Origin of the sequence: Marinicauda salina, assembly GCF_003122085.1 — a bacterium.
In the GTDB taxonomy this organism is placed as follows: domain Bacteria; phylum Pseudomonadota; class Alphaproteobacteria; order Caulobacterales; family Maricaulaceae; genus Maricicauda_A; species Maricicauda_A salina.
Genome location: NZ_QEXV01000003.1, coordinates 265,877 through 282,110 on the forward strand (window position 1 = coordinate 265,877; position 16,234 = coordinate 282,110).

Sequence of the window (16,234 nt, forward strand, 5' to 3'; positions counted from 1 at the left end):
CGGATTAGCGCGGTTCAGGCGGATGCGCCAGAGGGTTCCGCGCACGCCGCGCCGCAGCGGCGGATGAACAGGAATTCAGGAACCGGCAATCCGCGCGTCATGCGAAACCCCCGCATCCTCGCGCCGGGAATCGCGAAGGAAGCGGCATGGGTGTTTCGGCCTCGCAGGCGCCGATCTTCATCGGCGGCGCGCCCCGCTCGGGCACGACGCTGGTGCGGGCGATGCTCAACGCCTCGGGACGCGTCCGGTGCGGACCGGAGCTGCGCGTCATCCCCGCCCTGTGCCACCTGGCCGGTCAGATCCGGGCGAGCGCGCTGCCTGTCCTCCAGCGCCAGGCGGGGCTGACGCCCCAACGGATGGACGATCTGTTCGCCGAGACCATCTCCGGTTTCCTGGACGGCGCGGGCGGCGGCGACCCCTCGCGCCGCGTCGCGGAGAAGACGCCGGCGAACGTGCTGCATTTCCCGACCTTGCGACAGCTCTTCCCGGAGAGCCCGCTGGTCGCCGTCGTGCGCGACGGCCGCGACGTGGTCGCCTCACTCCTCGATTGCGACTGGATGGACGCGCGCACCGGCCGGCCGATGGACATCGTCGTCGATCCGGCCGCCGCGGCGCGGCTCTGGCTTCGAAGCGTCGAAGCCAGCGAAGCGATGGCCCGCGATCCGCGCCTGCACGTCGTCCGCTACGAAGGTCTCGTCGCCTCGCCCGGGGACGCGCTCGAGGCGCTGTTCAACCGTCTCGGCGAACCCTTCGATGCGGCGGCGCTCGACCATGCACGCGTCTTCGACCCGGCCGCCGGCCAGAACGAGACCAGCGCCGCGCGCGTCAGCCAGCCCCTCGACACGGCTTCGGTCGGTCGCTGGCGACGTGATCTGACGCGCGATCAGCTGCGAACGGTCGAGGCTGTCATTGCGCCGGCGCTGGACCGCCTCGGCTATGAATGAGCCTGCGCCGGCGCAGCTTGTCTTCCTCGGCGGATGTCCGCGGTCCGGCCTGACGCTGCTGCGCCGCCTCCTCGACGCGCATCCCGACATCCATTGCGGTTCGGACAGCGGGATCGCACCAGGCGTCTGCATGCAATGGCGAGACTTCGCCGACCGGCTCGGCGGGCTGCACGCGCGCGATTTCGGTCTGTCCGCGGAAGCGGTTCGAACACAGATGGCGGAGCTGCTGGCGGGTCTCCTGACGCCGGAAGGGGCCCGCATCGTGTGCGAAAAGACCAGCGTCAATGTCGTCGCCTTCACCGAGCTGGCCCGGCTCCTTCCCGAGGCGAAGTTCGTTCATGTCGTTCGAGACGGGCGCGACGTCGCCGCCTCCCTGCTCGAGCGCGACTGGCGCGACGGCCACGGCCGGCGCTTCCCTCACGTGAGCGATCCCGATCGCGCCCTGCTCTACTGGGCCGAGTTCGTCCGCCGGGGCCTGGAAGCCGAAACCGCGATCGTCGCCGACCGGATCCTGCGCGTGCGCTACGAGGATCTCGTGCGCCGCCCCCGCCGCGCGCTGAAGCGGCTGACCGGCTTCATCGGCGCGCCGATGCGCGAAGAGATGCTCGCCGCGCCGCCGCGCGAGATGGAGCTGGTCGGGGCGGAGCGGGACAGCCTGCCGCTGCTGCGCCAGCCGATCACGACGAAGCGGACGGGACGAGGGCCTGCGGCGCTGACCGCGCGCGCCGGCGGCCTGGCGCCGGTCGCGGCGGCGCTGCGCGCGCTTGGCTATGCGAGCGACGTCGACGGGATTCAACATCGAGCTGCGCCGCCGGGCTGCTAGGCTGGCTCCGGGAGACGAAGGCATGATCCGGATTGCAGCCATCACCGCGACCGCGTTCTGGGCCGTTTCAGGCGCAGCCGCCCAGGCGCAGGCCGACCTGTCGGCCTGCAGCGTGGAATCGGCCGTCGCGGAAATCGATGACGTGATGACCGGTTTCGGCGCCGACGGCCATGCCGGCGCGGTGATCGTCGAGGTCGAAGGCGAAGTGATCCTGAGCCGCGGCTATGGCCTCGCCGAGCGCGACGGCGAAACGCCCTTTACACCCGACACGATCGCCCAGATCGGGTCGCTGACGAAGCAGTTCACCGCCACCGCCGTCCTGCTGCTCGCCGATCGCGGCGCGATCGCGCTCGACGACCCGATCGGGGCCCATATCGATTCAGCCGACGGGCCGGTGGCCGACGTGACCATTCACCAGCTGTTGACGCACAGCGGGGGGCTTCCGGAGTATTGCGGCCGCGACTTCGACGCGGCGAGCCGGGCGAGCCTTTTCGGCGATTGCCTGTCCGGACCGCTCCTGTTCGAGCCGGGGACCGACACCGCCTACTCCAATGCGGGCTACAGCGTCCTCGCCGCGCTGGTCGAGACCGTCTCGGGCGAGGACCTCGAGACGTTCCTCGAAACCGAGATCCTGGAGCCCAACGGACTGGCGGATACCGGCTACCATTTCGACGAATCCGACCGCGCCCGCCTTGCGCACGGCTATCTCGACGGCCGGGACCAGGGCGTCATCTCCGATCGCATCGCCGCGCTCGGCGACACCTGGTGGAACCTCAAGGGCAATGGCGGCATGCAGGCCTCGACCGAGGACATGCATCGCTGGCGGCGCGTGCTGCAGGGCCGGGGCGCGCTGCCCGATCCGGTGGTCGAACGACTCCGCACGCCGGCCGCGCCGTTCGAGGACGGCGTCGCGGAGGGCTATGGATGGTTCTTCCGAGACGACGGTACGGGCGAGGCCCGCCAGATGAGCCATGCCGGCTCGGACGGGGTGTTCTTCTCGTACTACTGGGACCGGCTCGTCGACGGCGTGTTCCTGTATTTCGTCAGCAGCACCGGCGAGGAGGCAGGCGTCGACGCGCTCCGCGCCGCGCGCGGCGTGCTTCGGGAAGCCTTCGTCGAGGATTGCCCCGCGCCGGATTAGGCGCGTTTCTCCGTCACGCAGGGATCGAGACCGCTCGCTGCGGCCCGCCGCAAATGGAGACAATCTCCGCGCGATCGGCTAGACACGCAAGCGGAGGGCTGATCGATGGTTTTCGTCTACCTGCTGACCTTCGGCCTGTTCGTCTTGCTCTTCACGCGCGAGGTGATCGCGCCCGCGTCGGGGGCGAGCTGCGACAAGCGCTGGCGGCTGTTCGCGGGCGCGATCAACATCCTCAATATCGTCGTGGTGCTGACCGCCGGCGTCATCTTCAGCGGCTGGATCGACGCCAACAGCCTCGTCACGCTTCCGCCCCGCTTCGGCGTGATCGGGACGAGTTTCGCCGTCTTCCTGACCGCCGGATTCGTCACCTACTGGTGGCACCGGCTCATGCACGCCTCCGACACGATCTGGCGGATGGTGCATCAGCTCCATCACAGCCCGTCGCGCGTCGAGACGCTGACGGCCTTCTACGTCCATCCGCTCGACAGCTTCGCGGCCGCCTTCCTGAACGCCGTCGTGGCCTACTGGATCCTCGGCGCGTCGGCCTGGGCGACCGGTCTGGCCTTCTTCTACGTCTCGGTGTTCAACCTGATCGCCCACGCCGACATGCGCACGCCCTACTGGTTGGGCTTCTTCCTCCAGCGCCCGGAGATGCACCGCATCCACCACGAGCGCGGCGCTCACCGGAACAATTACGGCCTGCCGATCTTCGACATGCTGTTCGGAACCTGGTGCAATCCGACCGGCGCGCCGGTCGCGTGCGGCTTCTCCGAGCCGAACGAGTACCGCGTCCGCGACATGCTGCTGATGCGCGACGTGGGGGAGTAGGCGTCAGGCCGGATGACCCGCTGCCTCCAGCGCGCCCGACCGCTTCAGCCGGTCGTGCAGCGCCCAGGGCGCCAGATCGAATCCGTTGGGCCAGGTCGGCGCGCCGGCCTCGAGGAAGACACGGGCGAAGTAGTCCGGATCGCGAAGCGGCTCCACCATCGTCCCGCCGCGCGCGAGCAGGTCCGACAAATCGGCGACGCCGCGCGACCCATCGGAGAAGGTCAGGCGCAGCTTGTGGGAACCGGCCGGCTGGACGTCGAGCACCTTAATCAGCATCGATGCCTTCAATTTTTGTCGAAAGCTCAATTCGCCTACTCTATGCGAGATCACCTATGCGAGCAGACACAATGCGCACATCATATTTCATAATTCTCTCCGCTATTCCGATCCTATCAAATTGTGGCGCACCACCCTCTAGCGAAGCCGATGGATTACCGAGCCTTCGCGAATGCGCTGAGCGCGGTGAACAGTATTTCCGCGATATCGGCTCTTACCCGAGATTGAGTGATGGCCGGCTCGCCGAGAACGTCGCGGCCGAGAGATGTAGACGGTCAAGGCTAGCGTTCGGGAGCGAGGAACGCTGAAACTCCTCGACTAACCCCCCTTCTCCATCACGCACACGTAAAACCCGTCCGTGCCGGTGCGCGCCGGGGTGAGCTGGAGCGCGCCGTGGCGGCCCTCGCAGGCGCCGACCTGGATCTCGCCCTCGTCGGTGAGCTCGCCGGAGGCCTGGATCGCCTCGATCGCCGAAACCGGTTCGAACTCGGGATGGAGCTGCAGGAAGTCGGTGATGCGGTCCTCGTTCTCCTCGGGCAGAACCGAGCAGGTGACATAGACGAGGCGGCCGCCCGCCTTCACGTATTTCGACGCATTTTCAAGAACTTCCTGTTGTTCCTTGATGCGCTTGTAGAGGGCGTCGGACTTCAGGCGCCATTTCGAATCCGGCCGCCTTCGCCAGGTGCCCGAGCCGGTGCACGGCGCGTCGACGAAGACGACGTCCATCTTGCGCTCGAGATCGGAGAGCGCCTCGGCTTCCGCCCCGTCGCGGACCTGCACGTCGCGCACGCCGGCGCGCTTGAGCCTCGGCCAGATCGCGCGCAGCCGACGCCAGTCCCTGTCCCAGGCGTAGACCTGCCCGGCGTTTCCCATCATCGCGGCGAGCGCGAGCGTCTTGCCGCCGGCCCCAGCGCAGTAGTCGAGCACCTGGCCGGCCTCGCCGGTCGCCGCGGCCAGCGCGGCGATCTGGCTGCCGAGATCCTGCACCTCGACCCAGCCCTTGCCGTAGGCGGGGATGGAATCGGCCGGCGGCGCCTTGGCCCGCGGATCGGTTTCGGGAATGCGGATGGCGGATTTGACCAGCTCGCTGGCGCGGGCGTCCTTGAGTTTGGCGACGACGGCGGCGAGCGCCTTGTCGGGGTCGGTCTTGAGGCGATTGACGCGGAGATCGACGGGCGCGCGGGCGGCCATCGCCCGGCCCTCCAGGGCGGCGTCCTCGCCGAAGGCGCGGCTGAAGCTCTGCTCGAGCCAGTCGGGGATCTCGGCGAGCACGTGGAGCGGCGCGTTCTCCACCGGCCGGGCGAGGCCGGCGCGCTCGGCCGCGCTCATGGGCTCCGGGGCGTGCTCGTCATCGGCGAACATCGCCTCGATCTCGTCGACCGACAGGCCCCAGGCGAGATGAAGCGCGCCCAGCACCAGCGCGCGCGGCGCATCCTCGCTCATGACGAAACGCGCCGAGGCGCGCCGACGGAGCGCATCCAGCGCCAGTCCGGAGATCCAGGCGCGGTCCTTCGAGCCGGCGAAGCGGTGGGCCTTGCCCCAGTCTCGCAGCGCGGTCTTGACCGGCTGGTGTCGGTCGAGGACGGCGTCGACGACCTCGATCGCCGCCGCGACGCGGCCGCCGTCCTTCATGGGCTAGCCTCCGCCGAAGACGGCGACGGCGAGCCTCGCCCACATCACCAGGATCGCCAGGAAGCCGACGAAGTACATCATGAAGCGCGTCCGGATGCGGTTCGTCGTGAGATAGACGAAGGCGTGCACGATGCGCGAGGCGATGAAGACCCAGGCCGCCGCGATCATCCACATGTCCTGGACGGCCAGCGCCATGCCGAGGATCGCCGCGACGAAGAAGTAGGTCGGCGACTCGTACTGGTTGTTGAGCGTGTTGGAGAGCTGCTGGACCTTCTTCGGGTAATTCAGCTGGCCCAGCGCGACGTCCTCCTCCTTCACCGCGCCCGAGCCGAGCGCGCCGGCGCGCGCCCGCACCGTCATGAAGGACAGGATGAAGTAGAACAGCGCCTGCGCGAACATCGGCGCAAGCAGCGGATAGGTCTCCAGATAGTCCATGTCGCCCTCCCCGGCGGCCCCTGAGCGCGCCGCAGCGGGTTACTGCGGCGTCGGATAGTTCGGCGCCTCGCGCGTGATCGCCACGTCGTGGACGTGGCTTTCGCGAAGCCCGGCGTTCGTGATCCTCACGAAAACCGCCTTCTTCTGGAAGTCCTTGATCGTCGCCGCGCCGGTATAGCCCATCGCCGCGCGCAGGCCGCCGACCATCTGGTGGAGGATCGGCGAGACCGGCCCCTTGTAGGCGACCTGACCCTCGATGCCCTCGGGCACCAGCTTCATCCGGTCGGTGACTTCCTTCTGGAAGTAGCGATCGGCCGAGCCGCGGGCCATCGCGCCGACGCTGCCCATGCCGCGATAGGCCTTGTAGGAGCGGCCCTGGTAGAGAAAGACCTCGCCGGGGGCCTCCTCGGCGCCGGCGAGCATCGAGCCCATCATCACGCAATCGGCGCCGGCGGCGATCGCCTTGGCGATATCGCCGGAGAACTTGATTCCGCCGTCGGCGATGATCGAGCCGCCGCTCTCGTCGGCGGCCTTGCGGCAATCCATGATGGCGGTGAGCTGGGGCACGCCGACGCCGGCGACGACGCGCGTGGTGCAGATCGAGCCCGGCCCGATGCCGACCTTCACGCAATCCGCGCCGACGTCGAACAGCGCCTTGGCGCCGTCATGGGTGGCGACGTTGCCGGCGACGACCTGGGTCTTGTTCGAGGCGCGCTTGATGCGGGCGACCTGGTCGACGACGGATTTCGACATGCCGTGAGCGGTGTCGATGACGACGACGTCGACGCCGGCGTCGATGAGGTGCTCGGCGCGCTCGAAGCCCGCATCGCCCACGGTGGTCGCCGCGGCGACGCGCAGGCGGCCCTGTTCGTCCTTGGCCGCGTTCGGATGGGCCTGGGCCTTCTCCATGTCCTTGACCGTCATCAGGCCGACGCAGCGGCCGGCGTCGTCGACGACCAGCAGGCGCTCGATGCGGTGGCGATGCAGCAGGCGCCGGGCCTCGGCCTGGTCGATATGGGGTTTGACGGTGACCAGCCCCTCGCGGGTCATCAGGCTGGCGACGGTCGCGTTCATGTCGTCGGCGAACCGGACGTCGCGATTCGTGATGATGCCGACGAGCTTGCCGGGCTGGCCCTCCGAGCCGCCCTCGACGACGGGGATGCCGGAGATCCTGTGATGGTCCATCAGGGCGCGCAGCTCGGCGAGGCTCGCCTCGGGATGGATGGTGATCGGATTGACCACCATGCCGCTCTCGTAGCGCTTCACCCGCCGGACCTCTTCGGCCTGGCCCTCATTGGTGAAGTTGCGGTGGATGACGCCCACGCCGCCGGCCTGGGCCATCGCGATCGCCAGCGGCGCCTCGGTGACGGTGTCCATCGCCGCCGACAGGATCGGGATGTTCAAACCGATCGAACCGGTCAGGCGGGTGCGGACGTCTGCGGTTGCGGGCAGGACTTCGGACGGGCCGGGTTGCAAGAGCACGTCGTCGAAGGTGAGCCCTTCGCGAATCTCCATCGGGAGACCTCCATCTCTCTTGCGGGGCCGCTTTAGTCGGGATCGCTCCGGCTGGCAAGACCGCGTAGCGGTCAGGCGAACAGGACGAGCGCGCCGCGGATCGCGATGAACAGGCCGAAGCCGATGACCACGGCCGAAAACAGGTATTTCAGCGCGTTCCGCCGCCCGCCGAGAACCCGCGCCAGCCAGGCGCCCAGCAGACCGCCGGCGAATCCGCCCGCGATGAACAGGCCGGCCACGGGCCAGTCGACCCATCCCGCGAGCGCATAGTTCGCCGCCGTAGTGGCGCCGAACGCGGTCACGGCGACCAGAGAGGAGCCGATCGAGTTGAGCAGCGGCATCGCCGTCGCCGCGATCAGGCCGGGCACCACGAGGAATCCGCCGCCGATGCCGAAGAAGCCCGACAGCGCGCCGACCAGCGTGCCGCTGGCGCCGAGCCGGGGCAGCAGCCGGGCGGCGCTGTCGCGCGTGAGCTTCACCTCGGCGTCCTCGCCGCCGGCCTGCCGGCGCAGCATCGCCGCGCCGACCGCGATCATGATCAGGCCGAACAGGGTGAGCAGAAGCTGGCCTTCGGTGATCTTTCCGAGCGTCGAGCCCAGCGCCGCGCCGACGACGCCGAACGCGGCGAAGACCAGCGCGCAGCGCCATTTCACCGTGCCCGCCCGGGCGTGGAACACGAGGTTGAACGCCGCGCTGACAGCCACGGCGAAGGCCGAGGTGCCGATCGCGGCGTGCGGGTCGTCCATCCCCACGACATAGACGAGCAGCGGCACCGCGAGAATCGAACCGCCGCCGCCGATCAGGCCGAGCACGAGCCCGACCACGGCGCCCGACAGCAGGCTTGCGATAAGCGAGGCCTCGAACATGACGGCTCCTCGTCTAGGATGGACCCGCGGCGCGGGATGCGGCGCAGCGACGCGGCGCTTCATCAGGTGTTGCTAAATTAGTTTTCACTAATACATTGGTCAACGAGAAACGCGAACGCCAGGAACGAGGCAGTCAGTCATGTCCCGAGAACCGTCCATCCAGGCCTTCTTCGACGAGCCGACCAACACGGTGAGCTATCTCGTCTGGGACCCGGAAACCGCCGATGCGGCCGTGATCGATCCGGTGCTCGACTACGACCCGGCGAGCGGGAAGGCCTCGGCCGACTCCGCGCAGGCGATTCTCGACGCCGCCGAGAAACAGGGGCTCAGCATCCAGTGGGTGCTGGAGACCCATGCTCACGCCGACCATCTCAGCGGCGCGCCCTACATCAAGGAGAAGACCGGCGCGCCGGTCGGGATCGGCGAGCGGATCTCCGAGGTGCAGACGATCTTCCGGCCGGTCTTCGGCGCCGACGACGTGTCCGGCGAGGGCGCCGAATTCGACCGCCTGTTCAAGGACGGCGAGACGTTCGAGATCGGCGGCCTCGAGGCCGAGGTGATCGCCACGCCCGGCCACACGCCGGCCTGCATCAGCTACAAGATCGGCTCGAACGTGTTCGTCGGCGACACGCTGTTCATGCCCGACTTCGGCACCGCGCGCGCCGATTTCCCGGGCGGCGACGCGCGCACGCTGTTCCGCTCCATCCAGAAGCTGCTCTCGCTGCCGGGCGAGACGAAGCTCTTCATGTGCCACGACTACAAGACGGACACCCGCGACAGCTATGCGTGGGAGACGACCGTGGCCGAGGAGCGCGAGAACAACATCCACGTCCACGAGGGCGTTACGGAAGAGGCGTTCGTGAAGATGCGCGAAACGCGCGATTCGACGCTGTCGGCGCCGAAGCTGCTCCTGCCGTCGATCCAGACCAATATCCGCGCAGGCGCGCTGCCGCCCGCCGACGGCGAGGGCCGGCGTTTCCTGCGCATTCCGGTCACGCTCGTCGACGGCTGAGCCGGCCCGGGAGGCCGCCCGCGTCGCGACCTCAGCTGATCGCGGCGTAGGCGGCGGCGATCGCGAAGAACAGCGCGATCATCAATGCGATCACGCCCCAGCGTATGCTGTGCGGACGAACGAACCCCTCGTCGTGATGTTCACCGTCATCCATTACGGATGCTCCGTGCGTCACATCGGCCCATTAACGCGCAGCGACGAAAAAATTTCCCTAAGGCCGCGGTGAGTCGGTTTCAACCGCCTTTCCGGAACCGCGGAAACCGATCGCGACCAGATAGGTCTCGGCGCTTTCGGACCGGCTGGCCTCGGGCTTGTAGTGGCGGACGGTCTCGAAACGCTGCTTCAGCTCGTCGAGCAGGGATTGCTCGGCGCCGCCCTGGAACACCTTCGCCACGAAGGCGCCGCCGGGGCGCAGGGTGGACATGGCGAAATCCGCCGCCGCCTCCACCAGTGCCATGATTCTCAGGTGATCGGTCTGCTTGTGCCCGGTCGTCCAGGGCGCGAGGTCGGAGAGAACCACATCGGCCGGACCGCCCAATGCCTCGCTGACGCGATCGGGCGCGCCCGGCTCGGTGAAGTCGTCCTGCAGCAGGACCGCGCCGGGGATCGGCTCGATCTCGAGCAGATCGACGCCGACCACGCTCGCCGCGCCGCGCTTGAGCGCGACCTGCACCCAGCCGCCCGGCGCCGCGCCGAGATCGACCACGGCCGCTCCGGGCTTGAGAATGCGGAAGCGATCGTCGATCTCGGCGAGCTTGTAGGCGGCGCGGGAGCGGTAGCCCTCCATCTTGGCGCGCCGGACATACGGGTCGTTCAGCTGCCGCTCGAGCCAGCGCTTGGACGACAGCTTGCGTCCGCGCGCGGTCTTCACCCGGGTGTGCAGCTGCTTGGCCGCGCGCTTGTCGCCGCCCTTCGAGACCGGCCCCGAGCGCCGGCGCCGGCGGCGATCGTCTCCGCCCTCGTCGCTCATGCGTCGCCTCCGCCGCCACGCTTGCGCCCCCGCCGGCGCCCGCGCCGGCGCTTCGGCCGCATCAGGTTGAGCAGCATGCCCTCGCGCAGGCCGCGATCGCCGACGCGGAGGCGCTCGCACGGCCAGGCGTCCATCACCGATTCGAGGATCGCGCTGCCGGCGAGCACGAGATCGGCGCGCTCGGTTCCGATGCAGCCCTCCTCGGCGCGGCCGGCGGCGTCCTTGGCCGCCAGGCGGGCGCAGGCCGCGCGCGCCTCTTCGGCGCTCATCCACAGCCCGTCGACGCGGGAGCGGTCATAGCGCTCGAGCTCGAGATGCACGCCGGCGACCGACGTGACCGTGCCCGACGTCCCGACCATGTGGGCGCGGCCGTCCTCGAAAAGCGGGCGCAGCCGCCGCGCCCCGCGCGGCGCGTTCATCTGCTCGTTCACATAGACCTTCATGTGCTCGTACCACTCGGCCCGATTCTCGTCGGGCTCCGGGAAGCGCTCGGACAGGCTGACGACGCCGACCGGCATCGTCATCCATCCCCGCAGCGGCGGACGCCCGCCCTGCTGGAAGCCGCCGCGCGCGCGCCACTCGGCGAGATCGACCCAGCACAGCTCCGTCGACCCGCCGCCGATATCGACCACGATCGCCGCGTCCATCGCCTCGTCGAGCAGGTCGAGACTGCCCTGGACGGCCAGGCGGGCCTCCTCCTCCGGCGTGATCGGCTCGAGTTCGAGGCCGGTCTCCGCGCGCACGCGGTCAAGGAAGACATCGGCGTTCGACGCCGCCCGGCAGGCCTCGGTCGCGATGGCGCGGACATGGGCGACCTTCCGGCGCTCGAGCCGGTTGGCGCAGGCGGTGAGCGCCGCCAGCGCCCGGTCCATCGCCGCGTCGGAGAGGCGGCCGCTCGCGCCCATCCCCTCGCCCAGCCGGACGATGCGTGAATAGGCGTCCACGACGCGGAACCCGCGATGGGTCCGCTTCGCCACCAGCATGCGGCAATTGTTCGTCCCGAGGTCGATGGCCCCGTAGAGCGGACCGCCCGCTCCGCGGCGGTTGCGGCCGGGACGCGGGCGCGCCGGGCCGTCCCCGGCGGCGTCCTTCGCCATGAATCACCTTCCTGTTCTGCCCGTCGAGCGGCGCGTCGCGCGGCCTTCGGAGCCGGCGCGGCCCCGCGCCGTCGCGGGCGGAAACGTCCTGTTGTCGAAATGATAGCATGATGGGCGATGCGCGAAAGCGGCCCGCGCCGCTGGAGCGCTGTCGGCGCCGAGCTATGTTGGACGGTATGGAAAGCGCAACGCCTGACATGCGCGAAGCGAAATTCGCGATCGGCGATGTCGTCAGACACCGCATGTTCCCGTTTCGCGGGATCGTCTTCGACGTCGACCCCGAGTTCGCGAACACCGAGGAATGGTGGCTGGCGATCCCGCCCGAGATCCGCCCGCGCAAGGACCAGCCCTTCTACCACGTGCTCGCCGAGAACGAGGAGACCTACTACACGGCCTACGTCTCGGAGCAGAACCTCGTGCCCGACGCGCACAACGGCGCGGTCGGCCATCCCGGCGCGAAGGAGCTGTTCGAGGGCTTCGACGGCGCGCGCTACGTGCTCAAGGCCGAGGCGTCCGGCAAGGCGAACTGAGCGCCCTCAGCGCTCGTAGCGCACCACGTCCTGCTCGATCGCGCCGAAGATCGACCTGCCCTCGGCGTCGGTCATCTCGATGCGGATGGTGTCGCCCGGCGTCATGAAGCGGGTTTTCGGCTCGCCGTCGTAAATCGTTTCGATCATTCGGATTTCGGCGATGCAGGAATAGCCCTTCCCGCCTTCGCTGACCGGCTTGCCCGGCCCGTCGTCGAGCTTGTTCGACACCGTGCCCGAGCCGACGATCGTGCCCGCCGTCAGCGGCCGGCTCTTTGCGACGTGGCTCACCAGGCGGGGGAAGTCGAACGTCATGTCGACATGGCAGTCGGGCTCGCCGAAGCGTTCGCCGTTGAGCGTCGAGCGCAGCGGCAGGTGGATCTTGCCCCCGTCCCAGGCCTCGCCGAGCTCGTCGGGCGTGACCGCCACAGGCGAGAACGCGCTGGGCGGCTTGGACTGGAAGAAGCCGAAGCCCTTGGCCAGCTCGGCGGGGATGAGGCCGCGCAGGCTCACGTCGTTGACGATCATGATCAGCCGGATCTTCGACTTGGCCTCTTCCGGCGTCAGGCCCTGCGGGCCGTCGCCGGTGATCACGGCGACCTCGGCCTCGAAGTCGCAGCCCCAGGAGTCATCGGCCAGCGGAATGGGATCGCGCGGGGCGAGGAAGGAGTCCGAGCCGCCCTGGTACATCAGCGGGTCTTCCCAGAAGCTGTCGGGCAGCTCGGCGCCGCGCGCCTTCCGCACCAGTTCGACGTGGTTCACGTAAGCCGAGCCGTCGGCCCATTGATAGGCGCGCGGCAGCGGCGAGAGCGCCTCATGCTCGTGAAAGCGCTCGCGCGGGATCGCCTCGCGCTCGAGCTCGTCGGCCAGCGTGCGCAGCGCCGGCTCGGCGCGCTCCCAGTCGTCGAGCGCGGCCTGCAGCGTCGGCGCGACATGGCTCGCGTCGGCGCACCAGGCGAGATCCTTCGAGACCACGACGAGACGGCCGTCGCGAGTGTCGTTCTTGAGGCTGGCGAGTTTCATCAGCGGCGCTCCGCGGCTTGTCGGTTGAAGGGGACGGCGCGTCCCCCGGCTCGGTCGGACTAGATCAGGGCGTTGGCGAGATAGGCGCTTCGCGGCGTGCTCGGCAAGACCTGGAAGCTCCACTCGACGATGCGGCCGAGATCGTCGCCGAGCTGCTCGCGCACCGCCGCGCCCTCCGAGCGCCGGGTCTCGGCGCCGAAGGCGCGTCCGGGATCCTTGGCGTCGCGCGCCATCAGGGGACCCGAGACGACCTCCGCGATGCGGTCTTCTCCAAGCCCGATGTCGAAAAAGGCGTCGGCCGCGGCGAGCGCTTCGGCCGGGCGCGCGATGAAGGCGTCGCCGTCCAGCCAGGCGGCGCGCCCGGTTCCGAGCGCGGCCTGGGCGGCGCGCATCTGCTCGATCTCCATGTGCCAGACCAGAGCGGCGACCTGCATGTCGGTCAGGCCGAAGAGCTGCTCGCCCGGGATGCGTCCCGCCGACAGGCCGTCGCGGGCGAACAGCGCGAACATCCGCCGCGCGAAAGCGCGGCCGGGCTCGGCCTTCTTGGCGATCGAGACGATGAACGCCTCGATGTCGGAGGTCAGGAACAGATGCTTCGCGTCGGGGAACGCTTGAGCCGCCTCGCCGACGAGATTGTTGACGATGTTGGTCGGCTTGATGACGGCGCGCTCGCCCGCGCCCGCCGTCCTGCCGAGCGTGCGGAACGTCGGCGCGGCGAGCTGCTGGAACCGGGCCGTGTGGCCGTGGCGCTTCAGGCTCGCCAGCGCCATCAGCGCCGCCGGCTCGCGCAGGCAGACCGACGCGCCCTCCGCGCTCAGGCACCGCGCGAGCAGGGTCGAGCCGCAGAAGGCCGAATGCCAGATGAAGACCGGGGCGCGATCCGGCGCGGGAATCGAACCGGACGCCAATTCGCCGAGCGCGATGTCGGCGCTCTCCAGGCTGGTCCGGTCGAGCCGCTCGTCGAGAAACGGCGTGTCCTCGAGCTGGCCGCGCGCGAGCTTGACGAAACGCGCGCGCCCGGCCTGGAGGTCGAGGGCGTCGAGATGCCAGGCGGAGTCGGCGAGCAGAGCCGCGGGATCGGTCATCGAAGCGCTCGCCGTCACAGCGCGACGGGGGCGAATTCGCCGTCGACGGTCAGCCATTCGAGCTCGCCGTCGGCGATGCCGAAGCGCGCGCCGTGGAGCTTGAGACGCCCGTCGGCGAGGCGTTCGGCGACGAAGGGATAGGTCTTCAGGCGCTCGATCGACCGACGGATCGAGCATAGCTCGACCCGCTCGGAGAGCGCGTCCTCATCCGTCAGCTGCGGCTCCTCGGAGCGCGCATCGGCGAGCGCTTCGCCCAGCGGTTCGATCCACTGATTGATGAAGACCGCGTCCGCGTCCTCGCCGCCGCCCGCCACGCACGCCTTCACGCCGCCGCATTGGCGATGGCCCAGCACCAGGATGTTCGGCACCTCGAGCTTCTTGACGGCGAACTCGAGCGCGGCGGACACGCCGTGATGCCCGCCGTCGGGCTCGAAGGGCGGGACGATGTTGGCGACGTTGCGCACCACAAAAAGCTCGCCGGGACGGGCGTCGAACACCTGGGCGGGATCGACCCGGCTGTCGCAGCAGGCGATCACCAGCGTATGCGGATGCTGGCCGTCCTCCGCCAGCGTTTCGAACAGGGCGTGCTGGCGCGGGTAGAGCTCGCTTCGGAACCGCGAGAATCCCTCGGTGAGGGGCGAAGGCATGGAACGCTTGGGCATCGGACGCACCCTAACGCGGGCCGGCGATTCCGCCAGCCGCGCGTTCGATCACTCAGCCGCTTCGCGGGCGCGCCAGGAATTGACGTAGTCGGCGTTCTCCACGCTCGCCGCGCCCTCGCCGACCTCCAGCGGATCGCGCGTGTCGATCATCACCGCGTACTCGTCGGTCGCGGGCTTGGACTGCTCCATCATGTTCTTGAGCGCCTTGGGATGCGGCCCGTGAGTGAAGCCCGACGGGTGGAAGGTCATCATGCCCGCATCGATGTTGTCGCGGCTGAAGAAGTCGCCGGCGTGGTAGAACAGCACCTCGTCGTAATCGTCGTTGTTGTGGAAGAACGGCACCTTGAGCGCGCCGGGGTCGGTCTCGAAGGGCCGCGGCGCGAAGGTGCACACGACGAAGCGGTCCGACAGGAAGGTCGTGTGCGCGCTCGGCGGCAGGTGATAGCGGTGGCTCATCAGCGGGCGGATGTCGCGCACGTTGAGCCGCACCGGGTGCAGCTCGCCGTGCCAGCCCACGGCGTCCAGCGGATTGAACGGATAGGTGATGCGGCTGACCTGGCCGCGCTTCTTGACCTCGACGGTCCAGTCGCGCCCGGCGTCGGCCTGCTGGGCGCGGAACGCCTCGTCCATCGCCGGCACGTCGAACACGGCCGGGTCGAAAATGGCGTGCGGGCCGACCAGCCCCTTGTCGGGCAGGGTGTAGTGCGTGTTCGTCGCCTCGACCATCAGCACCGAGGTCGCCGCGTTCGGGTCGAGCCGCCACATCGTTCCGCGCGGCAGCACGATGTAGTCGCCGGCCTCGTAGGCGAGCCGGCCGAAATCGCAGAAGAGATCGCCGGAACCTTCATGGATGAACAGCAGCTGGTCGCCGTCGCCGTTTCGCGCCAGCGCCTCCATCGCAGTGTCCAGTTTCCAGAACCGGATATCGCACGACGCGTTGTGCAGCACGGAGGCGGCGCTCCACGGCGAGGCCTCGGCGATATTGAGCTTCGCCAGGTCGAAGGCGCGCGGTTGCAGCGGGCCCTCGAACTTCACCCAGCCGGTGGGCGGGTTCCGGTGATGGAGGAAGGCGGCCGGGCCGAAGAACCCCTCCTTCGACATCTCGCGCTCATAGGGCCCCTCCTCGGGAAAGTCGGCGTGCGCCTGGCGCGAAGCCTGGCCTTCCGTGCGCGACGCGTAGATCCATTTGCGAGCCATGCGAGCCTCCATCGCGGGCGGCGCGACGCCGCCTTCCGAACGCGGCCGAAGATAGTTTCATTTGTAACTAAAAGGAAGAGGCCTCGCGCGAGGCCGCCTGTGCCGAGGCGGTTTGCAGAATGCCGCATTCCGATTATGGCCGTATGCCTTCCGAAAAGTCGCGAGCCGCGACGAAAACGAAAAGGGTGGAAGATGAGGGGA

Annotated in this window: 18 protein-coding genes; 6 read left to right on the forward strand and 12 right to left on the reverse strand. The window is 69.0% G+C overall.

The annotated features are described in order from the left end of the window. The first annotated feature begins 146 nt into the window (after positions 1-146). From DDZ18_RS06750 to DDZ18_RS06765, 4 genes are all read left to right on the forward strand, one after another. Positions 147-944 carry a sulfotransferase family protein gene (locus tag DDZ18_RS06750; RefSeq protein WP_109252609.1) on the forward strand — a complete coding sequence of 266 codons (798 nt, stop codon included), beginning with the start codon at positions 147-149 and terminating at the stop codon, positions 942-944. Further along, positions 937-1,767, forward strand: a complete 831-nt coding sequence (locus DDZ18_RS06755) for a sulfotransferase family protein (protein WP_109252610.1) — start codon at positions 937-939, stop codon at positions 1,765-1,767. Before DDZ18_RS06750 ends, DDZ18_RS06755 begins: the two co-directional genes overlap by 8 nt. 22 nt (positions 1,768-1,789) lie before the next feature. Further along, complete coding sequence (locus tag DDZ18_RS06760; protein WP_158272089.1) at positions 1,790-2,908, forward strand: serine hydrolase domain-containing protein; 1,119 nt, start codon at positions 1,790-1,792, stop codon at positions 2,906-2,908. A 105-nt stretch (positions 2,909-3,013) separates the two neighbouring features. After that, positions 3,014-3,736 (forward strand): sterol desaturase family protein, encoded by a 723-nt coding sequence (locus tag DDZ18_RS06765; protein WP_109252612.1) that lies wholly within the window; start codon positions 3,014-3,016, stop codon positions 3,734-3,736. 3 nt (positions 3,737-3,739) lie between these two features. On the opposite strand, the gene DDZ18_RS06770 is transcribed toward DDZ18_RS06765, so the two are convergent. The 5 genes from DDZ18_RS06770 to DDZ18_RS06790 all read right to left on the reverse strand — a co-directional run bounded on the left by DDZ18_RS06770 (position 3,740) and on the right by DDZ18_RS06790 (position 8,460). Then, the gene (locus tag DDZ18_RS06770) at positions 3,740-4,012 is read right to left on the reverse strand and encodes a DUF2442 domain-containing protein (protein WP_233245744.1); all 273 of its coding nucleotides are present in this window, start codon (positions 4,010-4,012) and stop codon (positions 3,740-3,742) included. Between the two features lie 318 nt (positions 4,013-4,330). Beyond that, positions 4,331-5,644: an RsmB/NOP family class I SAM-dependent RNA methyltransferase gene (locus DDZ18_RS06775; RefSeq protein ID WP_109252613.1), complete on the reverse strand. Its 1,314-nt coding sequence runs from the start codon at positions 5,642-5,644 to the stop codon at positions 4,331-4,333. Between the two features lie 3 nt (positions 5,645-5,647). Continuing rightward, the gene (locus DDZ18_RS06780) at positions 5,648-6,079 is read right to left on the reverse strand and encodes an MAPEG family protein (protein ID WP_109252614.1); all 432 of its coding nucleotides are present in this window, start codon (positions 6,077-6,079) and stop codon (positions 5,648-5,650) included. A 39-nt stretch (positions 6,080-6,118) separates the two neighbouring features. Continuing rightward, entirely contained in the window at positions 6,119-7,594 is a 1,476-nt protein-coding gene (guaB, locus tag DDZ18_RS06785) for an IMP dehydrogenase (protein ID WP_109252615.1), read from the reverse strand. Positions 7,595-7,665: 71 nt separating this feature from the next. Further along, entirely contained in the window at positions 7,666-8,460 is a 795-nt protein-coding gene (locus DDZ18_RS06790) for a sulfite exporter TauE/SafE family protein (protein WP_109252616.1), read from the reverse strand. Positions 8,461-8,599: 139 nt separating this feature from the next. Between DDZ18_RS06790 and DDZ18_RS06795 the strand changes: the two genes are divergently transcribed. Continuing rightward, on the forward strand, positions 8,600-9,472 hold the full coding sequence (locus DDZ18_RS06795) for an MBL fold metallo-hydrolase (protein ID WP_109252617.1): 873 nt from the start codon (positions 8,600-8,602) through the stop codon (positions 9,470-9,472). 31 nt (positions 9,473-9,503) lie between these two features. Here the strand turns inward: DDZ18_RS06795 and DDZ18_RS14210 are convergent, their stop codons facing one another. Genes DDZ18_RS14210 through DDZ18_RS06805 form a run of 3 tightly spaced genes read right to left on the reverse strand, consistent with a single transcriptional unit; the run spans position 9,504 to position 11,539 of the window. After that, a complete protein-coding gene (locus DDZ18_RS14210; protein WP_269845061.1) occupies positions 9,504-9,626 on the reverse strand; it encodes a hypothetical protein in 123 nt (40 codons plus the stop codon). Positions 9,627-9,683: 57 nt separating this feature from the next. Then, positions 9,684-10,442 carry an RlmE family RNA methyltransferase gene (locus DDZ18_RS06800; protein ID WP_109252618.1) on the reverse strand — a complete coding sequence of 253 codons (759 nt, stop codon included), beginning with the start codon at positions 10,440-10,442 and terminating at the stop codon, positions 9,684-9,686. Further along, entirely contained in the window at positions 10,439-11,539 is a 1,101-nt protein-coding gene (locus DDZ18_RS06805; protein WP_109252619.1) for a Ppx/GppA phosphatase family protein, read from the reverse strand. The genes DDZ18_RS06800 and DDZ18_RS06805 overlap by 4 nt, the downstream gene beginning before the upstream one ends. A 197-nt stretch (positions 11,540-11,736) precedes the next feature. Between DDZ18_RS06805 and hspQ the strand changes: the two genes are divergently transcribed. Further along, complete coding sequence (gene hspQ / locus DDZ18_RS06810) at positions 11,737-12,069, forward strand: heat shock protein HspQ (protein ID WP_109252620.1); 333 nt, start codon at positions 11,737-11,739, stop codon at positions 12,067-12,069. 6 nt (positions 12,070-12,075) lie between these two features. On the opposite strand, the gene DDZ18_RS06815 is transcribed toward hspQ, so the two are convergent. Genes DDZ18_RS06815 through DDZ18_RS06830 form a run of 4 tightly spaced genes read right to left on the reverse strand, consistent with a single transcriptional unit; the run spans position 12,076 to position 16,033 of the window. Continuing rightward, positions 12,076-13,089 (reverse strand): fumarylacetoacetate hydrolase family protein, encoded by a 1,014-nt coding sequence (locus DDZ18_RS06815; protein WP_109252621.1) that lies wholly within the window; start codon positions 13,087-13,089, stop codon positions 12,076-12,078. A 59-nt stretch (positions 13,090-13,148) separates the two neighbouring features. Further along, positions 13,149-14,174 (reverse strand): sulfotransferase family protein, encoded by a 1,026-nt coding sequence (locus tag DDZ18_RS06820; protein WP_109252622.1) that lies wholly within the window; start codon positions 14,172-14,174, stop codon positions 13,149-13,151. Positions 14,175-14,188: 14 nt separating this feature from the next. Beyond that, positions 14,189-14,836: a carbonic anhydrase gene (locus DDZ18_RS06825; RefSeq protein ID WP_233245745.1), complete on the reverse strand. Its 648-nt coding sequence runs from the start codon at positions 14,834-14,836 to the stop codon at positions 14,189-14,191. A 48-nt stretch (positions 14,837-14,884) separates the two neighbouring features. Beyond that, positions 14,885-16,033 (reverse strand): homogentisate 1,2-dioxygenase, encoded by a 1,149-nt coding sequence (locus DDZ18_RS06830; protein ID WP_109252623.1) that lies wholly within the window; start codon positions 16,031-16,033, stop codon positions 14,885-14,887. Between the last annotated feature and the right edge of the window lie 201 nt (positions 16,034-16,234).

Coding starts and splice junctions, on each gene's coding strand:
- DDZ18_RS06800 (WP_109252618.1), bottom strand. CDS start 10,442: ATGAGCGACGAGGGCGGAGACGATCGCCGCCGGCGCCGGCGCTCGGGG.
- DDZ18_RS06790 (WP_109252616.1), bottom strand. CDS start 8,460: ATGTTCGAGGCCTCGCTTATCGCAAGCCTGCTGTCGGGCGCCGTGGTC.
- DDZ18_RS06770 (WP_233245744.1), bottom strand. CDS start 4,012: ATGCTGATTAAGGTGCTCGACGTCCAGCCGGCCGGTTCCCACAAGCTG.
- DDZ18_RS06805 (WP_109252619.1), bottom strand. CDS start 11,539: ATGGCGAAGGACGCCGCCGGGGACGGCCCGGCGCGCCCGCGTCCCGGC.
- DDZ18_RS06755 (WP_109252610.1), top strand. CDS start 937: ATGAATGAGCCTGCGCCGGCGCAGCTTGTCTTCCTCGGCGGATGTCCG.
- DDZ18_RS06825 (WP_233245745.1), bottom strand. CDS start 14,836: ATGCCCAAGCGTTCCATGCCTTCGCCCCTCACCGAGGGATTCTCGCGG.
- DDZ18_RS06765 (WP_109252612.1), top strand. CDS start 3,014: ATGGTTTTCGTCTACCTGCTGACCTTCGGCCTGTTCGTCTTGCTCTTC.
- guaB (WP_109252615.1), bottom strand. CDS start 7,594: ATGGAGATTCGCGAAGGGCTCACCTTCGACGACGTGCTCTTGCAACCC.
- DDZ18_RS06830 (WP_109252623.1), bottom strand. CDS start 16,033: ATGGCTCGCAAATGGATCTACGCGTCGCGCACGGAAGGCCAGGCTTCG.
- DDZ18_RS06760 (WP_158272089.1), top strand. CDS start 1,790: ATGATCCGGATTGCAGCCATCACCGCGACCGCGTTCTGGGCCGTTTCA.
- DDZ18_RS14210 (WP_269845061.1), bottom strand. CDS start 9,626: ATGGATGACGGTGAACATCACGACGAGGGGTTCGTTCGTCCGCACAGC.
- hspQ (WP_109252620.1), top strand. CDS start 11,737: ATGCGCGAAGCGAAATTCGCGATCGGCGATGTCGTCAGACACCGCATG.
- DDZ18_RS06815 (WP_109252621.1), bottom strand. CDS start 13,089: ATGAAACTCGCCAGCCTCAAGAACGACACTCGCGACGGCCGTCTCGTC.
- DDZ18_RS06795 (WP_109252617.1), top strand. CDS start 8,600: ATGTCCCGAGAACCGTCCATCCAGGCCTTCTTCGACGAGCCGACCAAC.
- DDZ18_RS06780 (WP_109252614.1), bottom strand. CDS start 6,079: ATGGACTATCTGGAGACCTATCCGCTGCTTGCGCCGATGTTCGCGCAG.
- DDZ18_RS06820 (WP_109252622.1), bottom strand. CDS start 14,174: ATGACCGATCCCGCGGCTCTGCTCGCCGACTCCGCCTGGCATCTCGAC.
- DDZ18_RS06750 (WP_109252609.1), top strand. CDS start 147: ATGGGTGTTTCGGCCTCGCAGGCGCCGATCTTCATCGGCGGCGCGCCC.
- DDZ18_RS06775 (WP_109252613.1), bottom strand. CDS start 5,644: ATGAAGGACGGCGGCCGCGTCGCGGCGGCGATCGAGGTCGTCGACGCC.